Raw genomic sequence first — 19,557 nt, 5'->3', positions numbered from 1 at the left:
TCTTCTGAAGCTGGATACATCAGTAAAGGCAGGTATCAAGAACAAGCGACACAAATGTGGTTGGGATGAACATTATATGATGAATGTTCTTGGATTGATCAATATGTGATCATGTTTTTGCCGTGCCCACGTAATGAGACGGTCCCTGAACTTCAATCACCATGTTGTGATCTGGCAGTAACAGGTCAACCGGAGGTAATGAATTCAGACTCTTTTCTTCTTCAATCCTTAAAGATGGAATGCATGATTGGAGTTGATTGCGGAAGTCGGATTGACGTTTTGATACGTTTGCACGGTAATGAGGGGCGAACGGACACGGTCTCCCAAGCCAACTTGCGGCCGTTGCAATGGTGCGTTGATCCTCTTCATTGTCAGGGGAGGTATTTTCCAGGCGAATAAACAGGTCATTCATGTGCTTTTCCAGCACGTGACCTTTACTGGTATTTGGAAACAGAGATAACCTGGCACAGCATACCATTACTCCCCAAAGGGACATCAATATCGCTTGCTGGGAGAACTGAGGGTTGCCAATGATTCGGTCGACCAGCGATTTAAACGTGGAGGTTACCACGTTCAGCTCAATGAGTTCGCCCAGTTTCGCCATGGCCCACAGCAGGTTGGCGATTTCCCGGGCATCAATATCCCTGGTTTCAGGTGTTTGGTTGCAGTTAAATATTATTGCATCAAGTAGCGATGACCAGTCCGATCAGATTGATTCACCAGACCATCCATTATTTCCTGTTTGATGAGGCTATTAAAATCCTGAGCAGGGTTTACTGTGCGGCGCTGTAAATATTGAGAAGAGCGTGCAGCAGAAGAATGGTAAAATTCATTGCGCTCCGTAGCTGTGCCGGGGGGATGACCCCATTGCCTGACTGTGGCATGTCTATATCGCCCACGCCTTGATGAAGAATCATGGTCATCCGGTCGGTTGTAATCATTATTTGATCTTGTGTATTGACCACTGATACCAGCAGAGTTTCTATCCATAACTATATTTCATTAATTCATGAGAATATAAAAAGCAGACTGCTGTTCTGTTCAGAAGTTCATTTTGCTGGAATGTTGATAAATGTAATCAGTGGGAGGAACTCATCTGCTCCTGATGTCACCCATCCGTTATCTTCAAAGCATCCGGGGCGAAATTCAGGGGCAACAGGTCTTCAACGCTGGTAGAACTTTACTTGAATGTGAAAACGGTTCCTATTTGATCAATGTATGGTTTCATTAAATTCTGATTCAAAAGCTTGTTAACCGGGATTTCAATGACCTCAAATCCTGCTTTTTGCAACAGTGCGATTTTAAGCAGAGTGGAACCATTCCTGGTTTTGAAATCACCACCCACGTAATGAGAGGGCCCCTGAACTTCAATCACCATGTTGTAATCTGGCAGTAGCAGGTCAACCGGAGGCAATGAGTTCAGACTCTTTTCTTCTTCAATCTGCAAAGAGGGAAAGCATGATTGGAGTTGATCGTGAAAGTCGGATTGACGTTTTGACATGGTAGTCTGGTAACGGGGGACGACTGGGCACGCTCTCCCAAGCCAACTTGCGGCCATGGCAATGATGCGTTGATCGTCTTCATTGTCTGAGGATATATTTTCCACACGAGTAAACAGGTCATCCATGTACTTTTCAAGCCAGTCATTGTTATTGGAGTCCAGAGACAATCTGGCACAGCAAACCATCACTCCCCAGAGAGACATCAATATGGATTTCTGAGAGAGCTGAGGGTTTTCACTGATTCGGTAAACAAGCGATTCAAACATAGAGGTAACCACGTTCAGCTCAACGAGCTCACCCAGTTTCGCCATGGCCCACAGCAGGTTGGCAATACCCTGGGCATTAAACTGGCCTTTCTGTGTGTTCACGAGGAGCAGTAGCGCGGCCACGGCCTCTTCGAGTTCTGGAGTCCACTCCTGCCCGTTGCTCACCAGTTTCGCCATGGCCCACAGCAGGTTGGCGATATGCTGGGCGTTAAACAGGTCTTTCTGTACGTTCACGTGTTGCAGCAGCGCAGCCACGGCCTCTTTGAGCTGCGGTGTCCGCTCCTGCCCGCTATCCACCAGTTTCGCCATGGCACACAGCAGGTTGGCGATACCCTGGGCATCAAATTGGTCCTTCTGTGCGTTCACGTGGGGCAATAGCGCGGCCACGGCCTCTTTAAGCTCTGGTGTCCGCTCCTGCCCGCTATCCACCAGTTTCGCCATGGCCCACAGCAGGTTGGCGATTTCCTGTGGTTTAAAGTGAGCTTTCTCTAAGTTCACTTGTGGCAACAGCACGGCCACGGCCTCTTTGAGTTGCGGTGTCCACTCCTGCCCTTTGTCCACCAGTTTCGCCGTGGCCCAGAGCAGGTTGGCGATTTCCTGTGGTTTAAAGTGAGCTTTATGTCTGTTTACGTGGGGTAGCAGGGCGACCATAGCCTCTTTGAGTTCTGGTGTACGTTCCTGCCCGTTATCTACCAGTTTCGCCGTGGCCCATAGCAGGCTGGCGATTTCCTGTGGTTTAAAGTGAGCGTTCTGTGTGTTCACGTGGGGCAACAACGCTGCCACGGCCTCTTTGAGCCCTGGTGTCTGCTCCTGCCCGTTGTCCACCAGTTTCGCCATGGTCCACAGCAGGTTGGCGATATGTTGAGGAATAAATTGGTCTTTCTGTGCGTTCACGAGGGGCAGCAGCGCGGCCACGGTCTCTTTGAGCCCTGGTGTCTGCTTCTGCCCGTTGTCTACCAGTTTTGCTATGGCCCATAGCAGGTTGGTGATACCCTGTGGTGTAAAGTTTGCTCTCTGTGCGCTCACGTGGGGCAACAGCGCAGCCACCGCCTCGTTGAGCTCCGGTGTTCGCTTTTGCCTGTTGTCTACCAGTTTCGCCATGGCCCACAGCAGGTTGGTGATACCCTGTGGTGTAAAGTTTGCTTTCTGTGCGCTCACGTGGGGCAACAGTGCGGCCTCGGCACCGTTGAACTCAGGTGTTTGCTCCTGCCCGTTGTCCACCAGTTTCGCCATGGCCCACAGCAGGTTGGTGATTTCCTGTGGGGTAAAGTTAGCTTTCTGTGTGATCACGTGGGGCAACTGCGCGGCCACGGCCTTATTGAGTTCTGGTGTCTGTTCCTGCCCATTGTCCACCAGTTTTGCCATGGCCCACAGCAGATTGGCAATATGCTGAGGAATAACCTGGTTTTTTCTTGTGTTCACGTGGGGCAACAGGGCGGCCACGGCCGCTTTGAGCCCTGGTGTCAACTCATACCTGTTATCCACCAGCTTTGCCAGGGCCCACAGCAGGTTGGTAGTGCCCTGGGCATTAAATTGGCCTTTCTGTGCGTTCACGCGGGGCAACAGCGCGGCCACGGTCTCTTTGAGCCCTGGCGTCCACTCCTGTCCGTTGTCCACCAGTTTCGCCATGGCCCACAGCAGGTTGGTAATGCCCTGGGCCTTAAATTGGTCTTTCTGTATGTTTACGAGGGGCAACAGCACGGCCACGACCCCGTTGAGCCCTGGTGTCTGCTCCTGCCCGTTATCCACCAGTTTTGCCATGGCCCACAGCAGGTTGGCAATTTCCTGTGGTTTAAAGTGAGCTTTCTGTGCGTTCACGTGGGGCAACAGCGCGGCCACGGCTTCATTGAGCCCTGGTGTCCGCTTCTGCCCGTTGTCCACCAGTTTTGCCATGGCCCAGAGCAGGTTGGTGATACCCTGAGCATTAAATAGGTCTTTCTGTGTGTTCACATGGGACAACAGTGCGGTCACAGCCTCGTTGAACTCTTGTGTCCGCTTCTGCCCGTTGTCCGCCAGTTTCGCCATGGCCCATAGCAGGTTGACGATTCCCCGGGCATCAATGTCTCTGGCTTGAGGTTTTTGGTTGCAGTTAAATATTATTGCATCCAGTAGCGTTGACAATAAGTTAGCTTGAGTAAGCTTTACACGCTCATCCATGGGGGTATGAGGGGTAAAAACACCTGCTGAAGTCAATGAGTGCATTGTTGTCGTCAGGCTTCGCCAATTCCAGCTCCGCGTTGCGGTAAAATTTTGCAGCAAACGCATCAGCTGGCTTTGTTCCGCTCGATTTAATGGTCTTTTAGCAGCTGACGTGTATTTTTTAATTGAACTGGCATATCGACCGTGATGCCTCCCATCATAGCGATGACCGAAACGATAAGATTTACTCACCAGATCATCCATTATTTCCTGTTTGATGACCGCATTAAAATCTTGAGCAAGGTTTACTGAACGGCGCTGTAGATGTTGAGAAGGGCATGCGTCAGAAGAACGGTAAAATTTATTACGCCCCGGGGTAGTGCGTGGGGTATTATCCCACTGTCTGACTGTACCATGTCTATATTGCACACGCCTTGAACAAGCGGCATGGTTATTCGGTTGGTTGTAATCATTATTTGATCTTGCGTATTGACCACTGGTACCAGCAGAACTTCTTTCCATAATTACATTTCATTAATTCATGAAAATATAAAAAGCAGACTGCTGTTTTGTTCAGAAGTTCATTTTGCTGAAACGTTTATAAACGTAAACAGTTGGGGAAATACATCTACTCATGATGCCACCCATCCATTATTTTCAAATCATCCGGGAGAAGATGTATGGGTAACAGGTGTTCTTAGGGTGGACATTAAGCTTACCCCGCTATTTTTATGGCTTTTGAATGGAACCACGAAGGACACAAAGAGCACGAGGGAAAAGAAAATCTCTTCTTTGTGCTCTTGTCGAGTCGCCCAAGGGAGCCACCCCCTCAGGCGCTCACAGAACCGGACTTGAGAGTCTCCCCTCATCCGGCTCTTCTTACCCAACCGCTGGTTTCTGACATATCTGCCAGTGAACCATAAACATCGGGACTCTCTTTGCAATGCTCGCCAGCCATCGGCCAGCTTTAGCCTTGCGCCCCTTCAATTTCTTGTATTTACCCATAGCCCAGCGCACCAAGGTATCTTCCACATAGTAAAGGGCATTTTCAGCCATCGATGCATAGAATCTACCGAAGTAGCCTATCCACCCCCGCACTCGTGGATTTATTTCTCTGGCAATTTCAAAAGACCACAGCCTCTTTTCTTCGTTGGGATTTCAAGGCCCTTAATCTTATTCCGAAAGTCCTGAACTGCTGCTCTACTGACTGCCGGAAGGAAGCTCACAAAGAACTTTCCATATCGATTTCGGATCAATCTGGGTCGGAAGGTGTAGCTGAGAAAATCGAAAGTCATGTTTTCATGCTCCCCTTGCCTGTTGCTATCCTTGCAATACACCAGCTTTGTCTTGGTTGGATGCAGTGTAAGACCACACTTGAGTAAACGGTCTCGGACAGCTTCCAAAACAAATTCAGCTTCTTCCCTGGTACGACAGTGGATTAATACATCATCAGCGTAACGCTCAAACCAGACTCCTCTGATATTACGTGTCAGCCAGTGATCAAATGCATAATGCATGAACAGGTTGGCCAGCAGCGGGCTAATCACTCCACCCTCGGCAATTGCTCCTGCATTGCCCTACCTCCTGCATCCATGCAGTCGTGTGGCGAACCTTTTCCTTCCTCTTTCTCAACAATTTTATCTCCATCCATTACCGGAGCTTCGAGCCAACGTTTGATGTACAGCAAAACCCAATGAGCCCTGATATGGTGCTCCACTGCTCGCATGACCAGCTGATGATCCAGATTGTCAAAGAAGCCCTTGATCTCCAGATCAATTACCCAGTCTCTGTGCCAGCAACGTTTCCGAGCCATAGTCAGCGCATGATGTGCTGACCGGTTTGGCCGGTAACCGTAGGAGTTTTCATGGAAAACAGGTTCCACTACTGGCTCAACGATCATTTTCACCACCGTTTGGGCTACGCGGTCCGCTACTGTCGGCACTCCCAGCGGTCTCGTGCCTCCATCCTTCTTCTGGATTTCCACACGCATGACGGGGGGAGGAAAGTAGCTTCCCGACGACATTCGATTCCATAGCATGTACAGGTTCCTGCCAAGATTAGCCTCGAAGTCAGTCACTGACTGATCATCAAGTCCGGCACTCCCCTTGTTCGCTCTCACTCTCCGCCAAGCTTGATATACAAGCTGTTTCGAAATTGTGAGCGGTTTTGTTTCAGACATCAGACTCATCCCAATCAATAAACGACGGTTGATCTGTTGCTTCAACCGGATAAGCCAGTTCTTTCGCTCCACCTCCATTACAGAGGCTTCATCACTACACCGGACTGGTCCTCCTCTGTGCTCTGTATCGGTACTCACAGCCTCCACAGTTCAGCTGCCTGGCTGGCTCCCTTAACACCAGAACGACAGACTCCCACGTTCCACAAAAGAGCCTGAAATCAGTTCATGCCACCTAAGTAGCTAACCATATGGAATCATATATTTCTGACTCCTTGTTCAGGCACTCTGCTTCGTTACAACTCCGGTCACATAGCTACGGCTATGCTCCCTCCGTTGTGCCTCGCATAGCACCTGCCCAAGTAGCCAGAAATATATGATTCCATATGGCCAGCTACTTATACCCCGGACACCGTTCAGGCAGTAACAGGATTTCCCCTGAACTTTTCACGAGGTGAACACGCCCCTCGTTTTTGATGTCATCAGACCACGTTTCGAGGCGTCATCAGTGGTTCACTTGTGTTCATCTCCTGATCTCATACCTGACACAGTCATGCTGCGCCTTTTCCGTAACGCTCACCACACCGGCTCTTTACCGGCGCAGCTTACGGTTGTTTTCTCCTCTTTGCTGGTTTGCCGGTTTGCTCTTTTGAATGTTCTTCCGCAGTTAAGTAAAAATGATCTGAGGGTTGCCTGCCTTTATCAGCATTAACGTATGAATCATCTGCCCACCTTCTTTTAAGTGGTACGGAGCCATGCCCCCGTGGCGGGAAGCCTGTCCTGTTCTTTATTTGATCAATGTATGGTTTCATTAAATCCTGATTCCAAAGCATGGTAACCGGAATTTCAATGACCTCAAATCCTGCTTTTTGCAACAGTGCGATTTTCAGCAGAGTCGAACCATTCCTGGTGTTGAAATCACCACCCACGTAATGAAACGGTCCCTGAATTTCAATCACCATGTTGTGATCTGGCAGTAGCAGGTCAACCGGAGGCAGTGAATTCAGACTCTTTTCTTCTTCAATCTGCAAAGATGGAATGTGGGATTGGAGTTGTTCGCGGAAGTCGGATTGAGGTTTTGAAATCATTGTCTGGTAATGGGGGACCACCGGAGAGGCTCTGCCAAGCCAACTGGCGGCCAGGGCAATGGTGCGTTGATCCTCTTCATTGTGCAGGAATGTATTTTCCAGACGGTTAAACAGGTCATCCATGTGCTTTTCAAGCATGTGATTTTTATTGGCAGTGGAGACCAGAGACAGCCTGGCACAGCAGACCATTATTCCCCAGAGAGACATCAATATGGCTTTCTGAGAGAGCTGAGGGTTTTCACTGATTCGGTAGACCAGCGACTCGAACGTGGATGTAACCACGTTCAACTCAACGAGCTCACCCAGTTTCGCCATGGCCCACAGCAGGTTGGCAATAGCCTGGGCATTAAATTGGCCTTTCTGTGCGTTCACGAGGGGCAACAGCGTGGCCAGGGCCTCTTTGAGCTCTGGTGTCTGCTCCTGCCCGTGGTCCAACAGTTTCGCCATGGCCCACAGCAGATTGGCAATACCCTGTGGTTTAAAGTTAGCTTTCTGTGCGTTCACGTGGGGCAACAGCGCGGCCACGGCATCGTTGAGCCCTGGTGACCACTTCTGTCCGTTGTCCACCAGTTTCGCCATGGCCCACAGCAGGTTGGCGATTTCCTGTGGTTTAAAGTTGGCTTTCTGTGCGTTTACATGGGGCAACAGCGCGGCCACGGCCTCTTTGAGCCATGGTGTCCACTCCTGCCCGTTGTTCACCAGTTTCGCCATGGCCCACAGCAGGTTGGCAATATGTTGAGGATTAAATTGGTCTTTCTGTGCGTTCACGAGGGGCAACAGTGCGGCCACGGTCTCGTTGAGTTCTGGTGTCTGCTCGTGCCCGTTGTCCACCAGTTTCGCCATGGCCCACAGCAGGTTGGCGATACCCTGGGCATCAAATTGGTCCTTCTGTGCGTTCACATGGGGCAACAGCGCAGCCACGGCCTCTTTGAGCTCTGGTGTCGGCTCCTGCCCGTTGTCCACCAGTTTTGCCATGGCCCACAGCAGGTTGGCGATTTCCTGTGGGTTAAAATTAGCTTTCTGTGCGTTCACGTGGGCTAGCAGAGCGACCACAGCCCCGTTGAACTCTGGTGTCCGCTCCTGCCCGCTGCCGACCAGTTTCGCCATGGCCCACAGCAGGTTGCTAATATGCTGAGGAATAAATGAGTCTTTCTGCGCGTTCACGAGGGGCAACAGCGCGGCCACGGCCTCTTTGAGCCCTGGTGTCCGGTGCTGCCTGTTGTCCACCAGTTTCGCTATGGCCCAAAGCAGGTTGGCGATACCTTGGGCATCAAATTGGTCTTTCTGTGCGTTCACGTGGGGCAATAGCACGGCCAAGGCCTCTTCGAGCCCTGATGTCGGCTCCTGTCCGTTGTCCAGCAGTTTCGCCATGGCCCACAGCAGGTTGGCGATATGCTGAGGAATAAATTGGTTTTTCTGTGCGTTCACGAGGGGCAACAGCACGGCCACGGCCCCGTTGAGCCCTGGTGTTCGCTCCTGCCCGTTGTCCACCAGTTTCGCCATGGCCCATAACAGGTTGGTGATTCCCTGGGCATTAAGTTGGTCTTTCTGTTCGTGCACGAGGGGCAACAACGCGGCCACGGCCAGGTTGAGCTCTGGTGTACGCTCCTGGCCGTTGCCCACCAGTTTCGCCATCGCCCACAGCAGGTTTGCGATATGTTGTGGAATAAATTGGTCTTTCTGTGCGTTCACGAGGGGCAGCAACGATGCCATGGCCTCGTTGAACTCTGGTGTTTGCCCCTGCCCGCTGTCCACCAGTTTCGCCATGGCCCATAACAGGTTGGTGATTCCCTGGGCATTAAGTTGGTCTTTCTGTTCGTGCACGAGGGGCAACAGCGCAGCCACGGCCTCGTTGAGCTCTGGAGTCCGCTTTTTTCCGTTGTCCACCAGTTTCGCCATGGCCCACAGCAGGTTGGCGATTCCCTGTGGTTTAAAGTTAGCTTTCTGTCCATTTACGTGGGGTAACAGCGTAGCGACGGCCTCGTTGAACACTGGTGTCCGCTCCTGCCCGTTGTCCACCAGTTTTGCCATGGCCCACAGCAGGTTAGCTATTCCCCGGGCATCAATATCCCTGGCTTCAGGTTTTTGGTTGCAGTTAAATATTATTGCATCAAGTAGCGTTGACAATAAGTTAGCTTGAGTAAGCTTTACACGCTCATCCATGGGGTTATGAGGGGTAAAAACACCCGCTGAAGTCAATGAATGAAGTGTTGTCGTCAGGCTTCGCCAATTCCAGCTCCGTGTTACGGAAAAATTTTGCAGTAAACGTATCAGCTGACTTTGTTCGGCTCGATTTAATGGTCTTTTAGACACTGACGTGTATTTTTTAATTGAACTGGCATATTGACCGTGATCTCTCCCATCATAGCGATCACCGAAACGATAAGATTTACTTACCAGACCATCCATTATTTCCTGTCTGGTCAGGGTATTGAAATCTTGAGCAGAGTTCACTGAGCGGAACATTAGATTTTGAGAAGAGCATGCGTCAGAAGAGTGGTACAATTCGTTGCGCCCCGGGGTAGTACGGAGGGGATTATCCCACTGTTCGACTGTGCCATATCTATATTGCACACGCCTTGAAGAAGCGGCATGGTCATCCGGTCGGTTGTAATCATTATTTGATCTTGTGTATTGACCGCTGATACCAGCAGAGTTTCTATCCATTTTTATATTTCTTTAATTCATGAAAATATAAAAAACAGACTGCTGTTTTGTTCAAAAGTTCATTTCGCTGAAATGTCTATAAACGTAAACGGTTGGGGAAGCACATTTACTCCTGATGCCATCAACCCGTTATTTTCAAATCATCCGGGGCAACAGGTGTTCAACACTGGCATTCCTTCCCGGCATGTGAAAACGGATCTTGAGTCATGATAGGAGGAAGGCGATTACTGGCTGGTTGTTTTCTTTCTCTTTGCCGGTTTACCGGTTTGCTCCTCTGAATGTTCTTCGATAGTCAAGTAACCATGATCTGAGGGTTGCCTGCCTTTATCAGCAGTAACGTATGCCTCATCTGCCCGCCTTCTTTTAAGTGATACAGAGCCATGCTCCTGTGGCGGGATGCCTATCCTGGCCTTTATTTGATCAATGTATGGCTTCATTAAACCCTGACTCAAGAGCCTGTTAACCGGAATTTCAATGACCTCAAATCCTGCTTTTTGCAACAGTGCGATTTTCAGCAGAGTAGAACCATTCCTGGTGGTGAAATCACCACCCACGTAATGAAAGGGACCCTGAATTTCAATCACCAGGTTGTGATCTGGCAGTAGCAGGTCAACCGGAGGCAATGAGTTCAGACTCTTTTCTTCTTCAATCTGCAAAGAGGGAAAGCATGATTGGAGTTGATCGCGGAAGTCGGATTGAGGTTTTGACATGATTGTCTGGTAATGGGGGACGAGCGGGCATGATCTCCCAAGCCAACTTGCGGCCATGGCAATAACGTATTGTTCCTCTTCATTATTGTCTGGATTGTCTGGGAATGTATTTTTCAGGCGAGTAAACAGTTTATCCATGTGCTTTTCAAGCCAGTTATTGTTATTGGAGTTTAGAGACAATCTGGCACAGCAAACCATTACTCCCCAGAGAGACATCAATATGTCTTGATGTGAGAGCTGAGGGTTTTCACTGATTCGGTAAACAAGCGATTCGAGCATAGAGGTCACCACGTTCAGCTCAACGAACTCACCCAGTTTCGCCGTGGCCCACAGCAGATTGGCGATTTCCTGTGGTTTAAAGTTAGCTTTCTGTGTGTTCACGTGGCGCAACAGCGCGGCCACGGCCTCGTTAAACTCTGGTGTCCGCTCTTGCCCGCTATCCACCAGTTTCGCCATGGCCCACAGCAGGTTGGCGATACCCTGTGGTTTAAAGTTATCTTTCTGTGCGTTCACGTGTGGCAACAGAGCGGCCACGGCCGCGTTAAGCTCTGGTATCCTGTCCTCCCCGTTGTCCAGCAGTTTCGCCATGGCCCACAGCAGGTTGGCGATTTCCTGTGGTTTAAAGTTAGCTTTCTCTGGGTTCACTTGTGGCAACAGCACGGCCACGGCTTCTTTCAGCTGTAGTGTCCGCTCCTGCCCGTTGTCCACCAGTTTCGCCGTGGCCCACAGCAGGTTGGTGATTTCCTGTGGTTTAAAGTTAGCTTTCTGTGTATTCACGTGGTGCAACAGTGCGGCCACGGCCTGTTTGAGCCCTGGTGTCTGCTCCTGCCCGTTGTCCACCAGTTTCGCCATGGCCCACAGCAGGTTGGCAATATGCTGAGGAATAAATTGGTCTTTCTGTGCGTTCACGGGGAGCAACAGCGCGGCCACAGCCTCGTTGAGCTCTGGTGTCCGTTCCTGGCCGTTGTCCACCAGTTTCGCCATGGCCCACAGCAGGTTGGCGATATGCTGAGGAATAAATTGGTCTTTCTGTGCGTTCACGTGGGGCAACAGTGCGGCCACGGCCTCTTTGAGCGCTGGTGTCCGCTTCTGCCCGCTGTCCACCAGTTTCGCCATGGCCCACAGCAGGATGGCGATACCCTGGGCATTAAATTGGTCTTTCTGTGCGTTCACGTGGGGCAACAGCGTGGCCACGGCCTCTTTGATCTCTGGTGTCCGCTCCTGCCCGTTGTCCACCAGTTTCGCCATGGCCCACAGCAGGTTGGCGAAATGCTGAGGAATAAATTGGTCTTTCTGTGCATTCACGCAGGGCAGCAGCGCGGCCACGGCCTCGTTGAGCCCTGGTATCCGCAGCTGGCCGTTGTCCACCAATTTCGCCATGGCCCACAGCAGGTTAGTAATACCCTGTGCATTAAATCGGTCTTTATGTACGTTTACCCGGGACAACAACGCGGCCACGGCCTCGTTGAACGCTGGTGTCTGTTCCTGCCCGTTGTCCACCAGTTTCGCCATGGCCCACAGCAGGCTGGCGATTTCCTGTGGTTTAAAGTTAGTTTTCTGTGCGTTCACGTGGGGCAACAGCGCGGCCACGGCCTCATTGAGCCCTGGTGTTCGCTCCTGCCCGTTGTCCACCAGTTTCGCCATGGCCCACAGCAGGTTGGCAATATGCTGAGGAATAAATTGGTCTTTCTGTGCGTTCACGTGGGGCAACAGTGCGGCCACAGCCGCGTTGAGCCCTGGTGTTCGCTCCTGCCCGCTGTCTACCAGTTTCGCCATAGCCCACAGCATGTTGGCGATTTCCTGGGCACCAACATAGCTGGCTTCAGGTTTTTGGTTGCACTTGAATATGATTGCATCAAGTAGTGTTGACAGTAAGGCAGCCTGAGTAAGTCTGACACGCTCATCCAAGGGGTTATGAGGGGTAAAAACACCCGCTGAAGTAAATGAGTGCAGTGTTGTCGTCAGGCTTCGCCAATTCCAGCTCCGCGTTGCTGTGAAATTTTGCAGCAAACGCATCAGCTGGCTTTGTTCAGTTCGATTTAACGGTCTTTTAGCAGTTGACGTGTATTTTTTAATTGAACTGGCATATTGACCGTGATTTCTCCCATCATAGCGATCACCGAAACGATAAGATTTACTCAGCAGGCCATCCATTATTTCCTGTTTGGTGAGGGTATTGAAATCTTGAGCAGGGTTTACTGAACGGTACTGTAGATGTTGATAAGAGCGTGTGAAAGAAGAATGGTAAAATTCATTTCGCCCCGGGGCATTGCGGGAGGGGTTATCCCATTGCCTGACTGTGGCATACCTATATCGTCCACGCCGTGAAGAAGTGGCTTGGTCATCCGGTTGGTGGTAATCATTGTCTGATCTTGTGTATGGACCACTGATACCAGCATAGCTTCTATCCATAACTATATTCCATTAATTCATGACAATATAAAAAGCAGACTGCTGTTCTGTTCAGAAGTTCATTTTGCTTGAATGTTGATAAATGTAAGTAGTGGGAGAAACTCATCTGCTCCTGATGCCTCCCATCCATTATTTTCAAATCATCCGGGTCGAGATGTATGGGCAACAGGTGTTTTACACTGGCATTCTTTCCCGGAATGTGAAACGGTTTTTGAGTCATGATAGAAGGAAGGCAATTACTGGTTGTTTGTTTTCTTCCTCTTTGCCGGTTTACCGGTTTGCTCCTCTGAATGTTCTGCGGCGGTTAAGTAACCGTGATCTGAGGGTTGCCTGCCTTTATCAGCAGTAACGTATGCCTCATCTGCCCACCTTCTTTTAAGTGATACAGAGCCATGCCCCGGTGGCGGAAAGCCTATCCTGGTCTTTATTTGATCAATGTATGGCTTCATTAAATCCTGACTCAAGAGCCTGTTAACCGGAATTTCAATGACCTCAAATCCTGCTTTTTGCAACAGTGCGATTTTCAGCAGAGTAGAACCATTCCTGGTGGTGAAATCACCACCCACGTAATGAGAGGGACCCTGAACTTCAATCACCAGGTTGTGATCTGGCAGTAGCAGGTCAACCGGAGGCAGTGAGTTCAGACTTTTTTCTTCTTCAATCCGCAAAGAGGGAATACATGATTGCAGCTGATTGCACACGACGGTTTGAGGCTTTGAAATGATTGTCGGGTAATGGGGGACCAGCGGACACGCTCTGCCAAGCCAACTTGTGGCCATGGCAAGGATGGATTGTTCCTCTGCATTGTCTGGGGAGGTATCTTCCAGGCGAGAAAACAGGTCATTGATATGTTCTTCAAGACAGTTATTTTTGTTGGAATTGGAGGCCAGAGACAACCTGGCACAGCCTGCCATTACTCCCCATAGAGACATTAATATGGTTTGTTGAGAGAGCTGAGGGTTTTCACTGATTCGGTAGACAAGCGATTCGAACGTAGAAGTCACCACGTTCAGTTCAACGAGCTCACCCAGTTTTGCCACGGCCCACAGAAGGTTGGCGATTTCCTGTGGTTGAAAGTGAGCTTGCTGCGCGTTTACGTGGGGCAACAGCGCGGCCACGGCCTCTTTGAGCTCGGGTGTTCGCTCTTGGTTGTTGTCCGACAGTTTCGCGATGACCCAAAACAGGTTGGCGATTTCCTGTGGTTGAAAGTTAGCTTTGTGTGCGTTCACGTAAGGTAACAGCGCGGCCACAGCCGCGTTGAACTCTGGTGTCTGCTCCTGCCCGTTGTCCACCAGTTTCACCATGGCCCACAGCAGGTTGGCGATATGCTGAGGCGTAAATTGGTCTTTCTGTGCGTTCACGTAAGGTAACAGCGCGGCCACAGCCTCTTTGAGTTTGGCTGTCAGCTTCTGGCCGTTGTCCACCAGTTTCGCCATGGCCCACAGCAGGTTGCTGACTTCCTGTGGTTTAAAGCAGGCTTTCTGTGCCTTCACGTGGGGCAACAGCGCGGTCACTGCCTCTTTGAGCCCCGGTGTCCACTGCTGACCGTTCTCCACCAGTTTCGCCATGGCCCACAGCAGGTTGGCACTGGGCTGTGCATTAAATCGGTCTTTATGTGCTTTTACCCTGGGCAACAGCGCGACCACGGCCTCGTTGAACTCGGGTGTCCGCTCCTGGCCGTTGTCCACCAGTTTCACCATGGCCCACAGCAGGTTAGCGATTTCCTGTGGTTTAAAGTGAGCTTTCTGTACGTTCACGCAGGGCAACAGCGTGGCCACGGCCTCTTTGAGCCCCGGTGCCCACTTCTGACCGTTGACCAGTTTCGCCATGGCCCACAGCAGGTTGGTGACACCCTGACCGGTAAAGTTGGCTTTCTGTGCATTTACGTGGGGCAATAGCGCGGCCACGGCTCCGTTGAGTACTGGTGTTCGTCCCTGGCCGTTATCCACCAGTTTCGCTATGGCCCACAGCAGGTTGGCAATATGCTGAGGAATAAATTGTTTTTTTTGTGCGGTCACGAGAGGTAACAACGCGGCCACGGCCTCGTTGAGTGCTGGTGTCTGCTCCTGCCCGTTGCCTACCAGTTTCGCTATGGCCCACAGCAGGTTGGCGATATGCTGAGGAGTAAATTGGCCTTTCTGTCTGTTCACATAAGGTAAAAGCGCGGTCAGGGCTTCCTTGAAACCTGGTGCCTGCTCCTGTCCGTTGTCTACCAGCTTCGCCATTGCCCACAGCAGGTTGGCAATTCCCTGGGCTGTAAAATTAGCTTTCTGCACATTTACGCGGGGCAATAGCGCGGCCACGGCCCCGTTGAATTCTGGTGTCTGCTCCTGTCCGTAGTCCGCCAGTTTCGCCATGGCCCACAGCAGGTTGACGATATGCTGAGGAATAAAATAGTTTTTTTGTGCGTTCACTTGGGGCAATAGCGCGGCCACGGCCCCGTTGAACTCAGGTGTCTGCTCCAGCCCGTTGTCCACCAGTTTCGCCATGGCCCACAGCAGGTTGACGACACCCCGGGGATCAATATTCATGGCTTGAGGTTTTTGGTTGCACTTGAATATGATTGCATCAAGCAGCGTTGACAATAAGGCAGCCTGAGTACGCTTGACACGCTCATCCATGGGGTTATAAGGAGTAAAAACACCAGCTGAAGTAAATGAGTGAAATGTTGTCGTCAGGCTTCGCCAATTCCAGCTTGGCGTTGCGGTAAAATTTTGCAGAAAACATATCAGGTGGCTTTGTTCAGTTCGATTTAACGGTCTTTTAGCAGCTGACGTGTATTTTTTAATTGAGCTGGCATATTGACCGTGATGCTTCCCATCATAGCGATGACCGATCCGGTCAGATTGATTCACCAGACCATCCATTATTTCCTGTTTGATGAGGTTATTAAAATCCTGAGTGCGGTTTACTGAACGGCGCTGTAGATGTTGAAAAGAGCAGGCGGCAGAAGAATAGTAAGATTCATTACGCCCCGGGGCTGTGCGGGGGGGATGGCACCATTGTCTGACTGGGGCGTGTCTATATCGCCCACGCCTTGAAGAGGCGGCATGGTCCTTCGGTTGGTTGTTATCATTACCTGATCTTGTGTATTGACCAGTGATACCAGCATAGCTTCTATCCATAATTATATTTCATTAATTCATGGAAATATAAAAAGCAGACTGTGGTTCTTTTCAGAAGTTCATTTTGCTGGAATGTTGGTTAACTACTTACTGGCTGGTTGTTCTTTTCCTCTTTCCTGGTTTGCCGGTTTGCACTTCTGAGTGTTCTTCGGCGGTTAAGTAACCATGACCTGAGGGTTGCCTGCCTTTATCAGCAGTAACGTATGCCTCATCTGCCCACCTTCTTTTAAGTGATACAGAGCCATGCCCCGGTGGCGGAAAGCCTATCCTGGTCTTTATTTGATCAATGTATGGCTTCATTAAATCCTGACTCAAGAGCCTGTTAACCGGAATTTCAATGGCCTCAAATCCTGCTTTTTGCAACAGTGCGATTTTCAGCAGAGTCGAACCATTCCTGGTGTTGAAATCACCACCCACGTAATGAGACGGTCCCTGAACTTCAATCACCATGTTGTGATCTGGCAGCAGCAGGTCAACCGGAGGTAATGAATTCAGACTCTTTTCTTCTTCAATCCTCAAAGATGGAATAGATGATTTGAGTTGATCACGGAAGTCGACCTGGGTTTTTGAAATGTTTGTCTGGTAATCGCGAACGACCGGACAGGCTCTGCCAAGCCAACTTGCGGCCATGATCATGATGGATTGATCCTCTTCATTATCTGGCGATGTATTTTCCAGGCGAGTTAACAGGTCATCCATGTGCTTTTCAAACACGTTATTTTTATGGGCATTGGAGTCCAGAGCCAACCTGGCACAGCATACCATGACTCCCCAGAGAGACATCAGTATCTCTTGCTGAGAGAACTGAGGGTTTTCACTGATTCTGCAGACAAGAGATTTGAACGTGGATGTAAACACGTTCAGCTCAATGAGCTCACCCAGATTCGCCGTGGCCCACAGCAGGTTGGCGATTTCCTGTGGTTTTAAATTAGCTTTCTGTGCGTTCACGAGGGACAACAGCGATGCCACGGCCTCGTTGAATTCTGGTGTCTGCTCCTGCCCGTTCTTCACCAGTTTCGCCATGGCCCACAGCAGGTTGGCGATATGCTGGGGAATAAATTGGTCTTTCTGTACGTGCACGTGGGGCAACAGTGCGGCCAGAGCATCTTTGAACTCTGGTGTTTTCTCCAGCCCGCTGTCCACCAGCTTCGCCATGGCCCACAGCAGGTTGGCGATATGCTGAGGACTAAATTGGTCTTTCTGTGCGTTCACGTGGGGCAACAGTGCGGCCACTGCATCGTTGAGCCCTGCTGTCCACTCCTGCCCGTTGTCCACCAGTTTCGCCATGGCCCACAGCAGGTTGGCAATAGCCAGGGCATTAAATTGGTCTTTCTGTGCGTTCACGTGGGGCAACAGCGCGGCCACAGCCTCTTTGAGCTCTGGTGTCTGCTCCTGCCCGTTGTCTACCAGTTTCGTCATTGCCCACAGCAGGTTGGCGATTTCCTGTGGGTTAAAATTAGCTTGCTGTGCGTTCACGTGGGGTAGCAGTGCGACCACAGCCTCGTTGAGCTCTGGTGTTCGCTCCTGGCCGTTGTCCACCAGTTTCGCCATGGCCCACAGCAGGTTGGCGATTTCCTGTGGTTTAAAGTTAGCTTTGTGTGCATTCACGTGGGGCAGTAGCGCGGCCAGGGCCTCTTTGAGCCCTGGTGTCTGCTCCTGTCGGTTGTCCGCCAGTTTCGCCATGGCCCACAGCAGGTTGGCGATTGCCTGTGGTTTAAAGTTAGCTTTCTGTGCGTTCACGTGGGGCAATAGCACGGCCAAGGCCTCTTTGAACCCTAATGTCGGCTCCTGTACGTTGTCCAGCAGTTTCGCCATGGCCCACAGCAGGTTGACAATACCCTGTGGTTTAAAGTCAGCTTTCATAGCGTTTACGTGGGGCAACAGCGCGGCCACGGTCTCTTTGAGTTCTGGTGTTTGTTCCTGCCCGTTGTCCACCAGTTTCGCCATGGCCCACAGCAGGTTGGCGATTTCCTGTGGTTTAAAGTTAGCTTTGTGTGCGTTCACGTGGAGCAGTAGCGCGGCCAGGGCCTTTTTGAGCCCTGGTGTCTGCTCCTGTCGGTTGTCCGCCAGTTTCGCCATGGCCCACAGCAGGTTGGCGATTTCCTGTGGTTTAAAGTTGGCTTTCTGTACTTTCACGCAGGGCAACAGCGTGGCCGCGGCCTCGTTAAGCCCTGGTGTCGGCTCCTGTTCGTTGTCCACCAGTTTCGCCATGGCCCACAGCAGGTTGGCGATATGCTGAGGAATAAATTGGTCTTTCTGGACGTTCACGTGGGGTAACAGCGCCGCCACGGCCTCTTTGAGCTCTTGTGTCCACTCATGCCCGTTGTCCATCAGTTTCGCCATGGCCCACAGAAGGTTGGCGATATGCTGAGGAATAAATTGGTCTTTCTGTGCGTTCACCCGGGGCAGCAGCGCGGCCACGGCCTCTTTGATTTCTGGCGTCTGCTTCTGCCCGTTGTCCACCAGTTTTGCCATGGCCCACAGCAGGTTGGTGGTTTCCTGTGGATTAAAGTTAGCTTTCTGTGAGTTCATGTGAGGCAACAGCGCGGCCACCGCCTCGTTGAGCTCCAGTCTTTGCTCCTGCCCGTTGTCCACCAGTTTCGCCATGGCCCACAGCAGGTTGGCGATTCCCCGGGCATCAATATCCCTGTCCTCAGGTGTTTGGTTGCATTTAAATATTATTGCATCAAGTAGCGTTGACAATAAGGCAGCTTGAGTAAGCTTGACACGCTCATCCATGGGTGGATGAGGGGTAAAAACACCCGCTGAAGTAAATGAATGAATTGTGGTCGTCAGGCTTCGCCAGTCCCAACGCCGTGTTACGGTAAAATTTTGCAGCAAACGTATCAGCTGGCTTTGTTCAGCTCGATTTAACGGTCTTTTAGCAGCTGATGTGTATTTTTTAATTGAATTGGCATACAGACCGTGATTTCTCCCATCATAGCGATTACCGAAACGATCCGATTTACTCACCAGATCATCCATTATTTCCTGTTTGATGAGCGCATTAAAATCTTTAGCAGGGTTTGCTGAACGGCACTGTAGATGTTGAGAAGGGCATACGCCAGAAGAACGGTAAAATTTATTACGCCCCGGGGTAGTGCGTGGGGTATTATCCCACTGTCTGACTGTACCATGTCTATATTGCACACGCCTTGAAGAAGCGGCATGGTCATTCGGTTGGTTGTAATCATTATCTGATCTTGTGTATTGACCACTGATAACAGCAGAGCTTCTATCCATAATTATATTTCATTAATTCATGGAAATATAAAAAGTAGACTGTGGTTCTTTTCAGAAGTTCATTTTGCTGGAATGTTGGTAAACGTAAACGGCTGGCGAAATACACCTACTCCTGATGCCATCAATCCGTTATTTTCAAGTCATCCGGGTCGAGATGTATGGGCATCAGGTGTTCAACACTGCCATTCCTTCCCGGAATGTGACAACGGTTCTTGAGTCATGATGGTAG

10 protein-coding genes are annotated in these 19,557 nt (G+C 50.6%); all 10 read right to left on the bottom strand.

Annotated features, from left to right (window positions below; all coding sequences use genetic code 11):
• Positions 1-109: 109 nt before the first annotated feature.
• Positions 110-604 carry a hypothetical protein gene (locus J7438_RS16420; protein ID WP_209277412.1) on the bottom strand — a complete coding sequence of 165 codons (495 nt, stop codon included), beginning with the start codon at positions 602-604 and terminating at the stop codon, positions 110-112.
• Positions 605-675: 71 nt separating this feature from the next.
• A complete protein-coding gene (locus tag J7438_RS16415) occupies positions 676-990 on the bottom strand; it encodes a hypothetical protein (protein WP_209277411.1) in 315 nt (104 codons plus the stop codon).
• Positions 991-1,180: 190 nt separating this feature from the next.
• A complete protein-coding gene (locus J7438_RS16410; RefSeq protein ID WP_209277410.1) occupies positions 1,181-4,429 on the bottom strand; it encodes an RAP domain-containing protein in 3,249 nt (1,082 codons plus the stop codon).
• 357 nt (positions 4,430-4,786) lie between these two features.
• The gene (locus J7438_RS16405) at positions 4,787-5,005 is read right to left on the bottom strand and encodes a group II intron maturase-specific domain-containing protein (protein WP_209204309.1); all 219 of its coding nucleotides are present in this window, start codon (positions 5,003-5,005) and stop codon (positions 4,787-4,789) included.
• Positions 5,006-5,013: 8 nt separating this feature from the next.
• Entirely contained in the window at positions 5,014-5,424 is a 411-nt protein-coding gene (locus tag J7438_RS28370; protein ID WP_209277409.1) for a reverse transcriptase domain-containing protein, read from the bottom strand.
• Between the two features lie 26 nt (positions 5,425-5,450).
• The gene (locus tag J7438_RS16395) at positions 5,451-6,026 is read right to left on the bottom strand and encodes a reverse transcriptase domain-containing protein (protein ID WP_209277408.1); all 576 of its coding nucleotides are present in this window, start codon (positions 6,024-6,026) and stop codon (positions 5,451-5,453) included.
• A 662-nt stretch (positions 6,027-6,688) separates the two neighbouring features.
• A complete protein-coding gene (locus J7438_RS16390) occupies positions 6,689-9,838 on the bottom strand; it encodes an RAP domain-containing protein (RefSeq protein WP_209277407.1) in 3,150 nt (1,049 codons plus the stop codon).
• A 224-nt stretch (positions 9,839-10,062) separates the two neighbouring features.
• Complete coding sequence (locus J7438_RS16385; RefSeq protein WP_209277406.1) at positions 10,063-12,960, bottom strand: DUF1601 domain-containing protein; 2,898 nt, start codon at positions 12,958-12,960, stop codon at positions 10,063-10,065.
• Positions 12,961-13,196: 236 nt separating this feature from the next.
• Positions 13,197-16,085, bottom strand: a complete 2,889-nt coding sequence (locus tag J7438_RS16380) for an RAP domain-containing protein (protein ID WP_209277405.1) — start codon at positions 16,083-16,085, stop codon at positions 13,197-13,199.
• 87 nt (positions 16,086-16,172) lie between these two features.
• Complete coding sequence (locus J7438_RS16375) at positions 16,173-19,328, bottom strand: DUF1601 domain-containing protein (protein ID WP_209277404.1); 3,156 nt, start codon at positions 19,326-19,328, stop codon at positions 16,173-16,175.
• Positions 19,329-19,557 lie beyond the last annotated feature (229 nt).

This window comes from Thalassotalea sp. G20_0, from assembly GCF_017744175.1.
GTDB lineage: Bacteria > Pseudomonadota > Gammaproteobacteria > Pseudomonadales > Endozoicomonadaceae > Endozoicomonas.
This window is presented reverse-complemented; position numbering and strand designations above follow the sequence as displayed.

Excerpts from the sequence above, each read along its gene's own strand:
- J7438_RS16390 (WP_209277407.1), bottom strand. The coding sequence starts at position 9,838 with ATGGATAGAAACTCTGCTGGTATCAGCGGTCAATACACAAGATCAAAT.
- J7438_RS16410 (WP_209277410.1), bottom strand. The coding sequence starts at position 4,429 with ATGGAAAGAAGTTCTGCTGGTACCAGTGGTCAATACGCAAGATCAAAT.
- J7438_RS28370 (WP_209277409.1), bottom strand. The coding sequence starts at position 5,424 with ATGCATTATGCATTTGATCACTGGCTGACACGTAATATCAGAGGAGTC.
- J7438_RS16415 (WP_209277411.1), bottom strand. The coding sequence starts at position 990 with ATGGATAGAAACTCTGCTGGTATCAGTGGTCAATACACAAGATCAAAT.
- J7438_RS16375 (WP_209277404.1), bottom strand. The coding sequence starts at position 19,328 with ATGGATAGAAGCTCTGCTGTTATCAGTGGTCAATACACAAGATCAGAT.
- J7438_RS16385 (WP_209277406.1), bottom strand. The coding sequence starts at position 12,960 with ATGGATAGAAGCTATGCTGGTATCAGTGGTCCATACACAAGATCAGAC.
- J7438_RS16380 (WP_209277405.1), bottom strand. The coding sequence starts at position 16,085 with ATGGATAGAAGCTATGCTGGTATCACTGGTCAATACACAAGATCAGGT.
- J7438_RS16420 (WP_209277412.1), bottom strand. The coding sequence starts at position 604 with ATGGCGAAACTGGGCGAACTCATTGAGCTGAACGTGGTAACCTCCACG.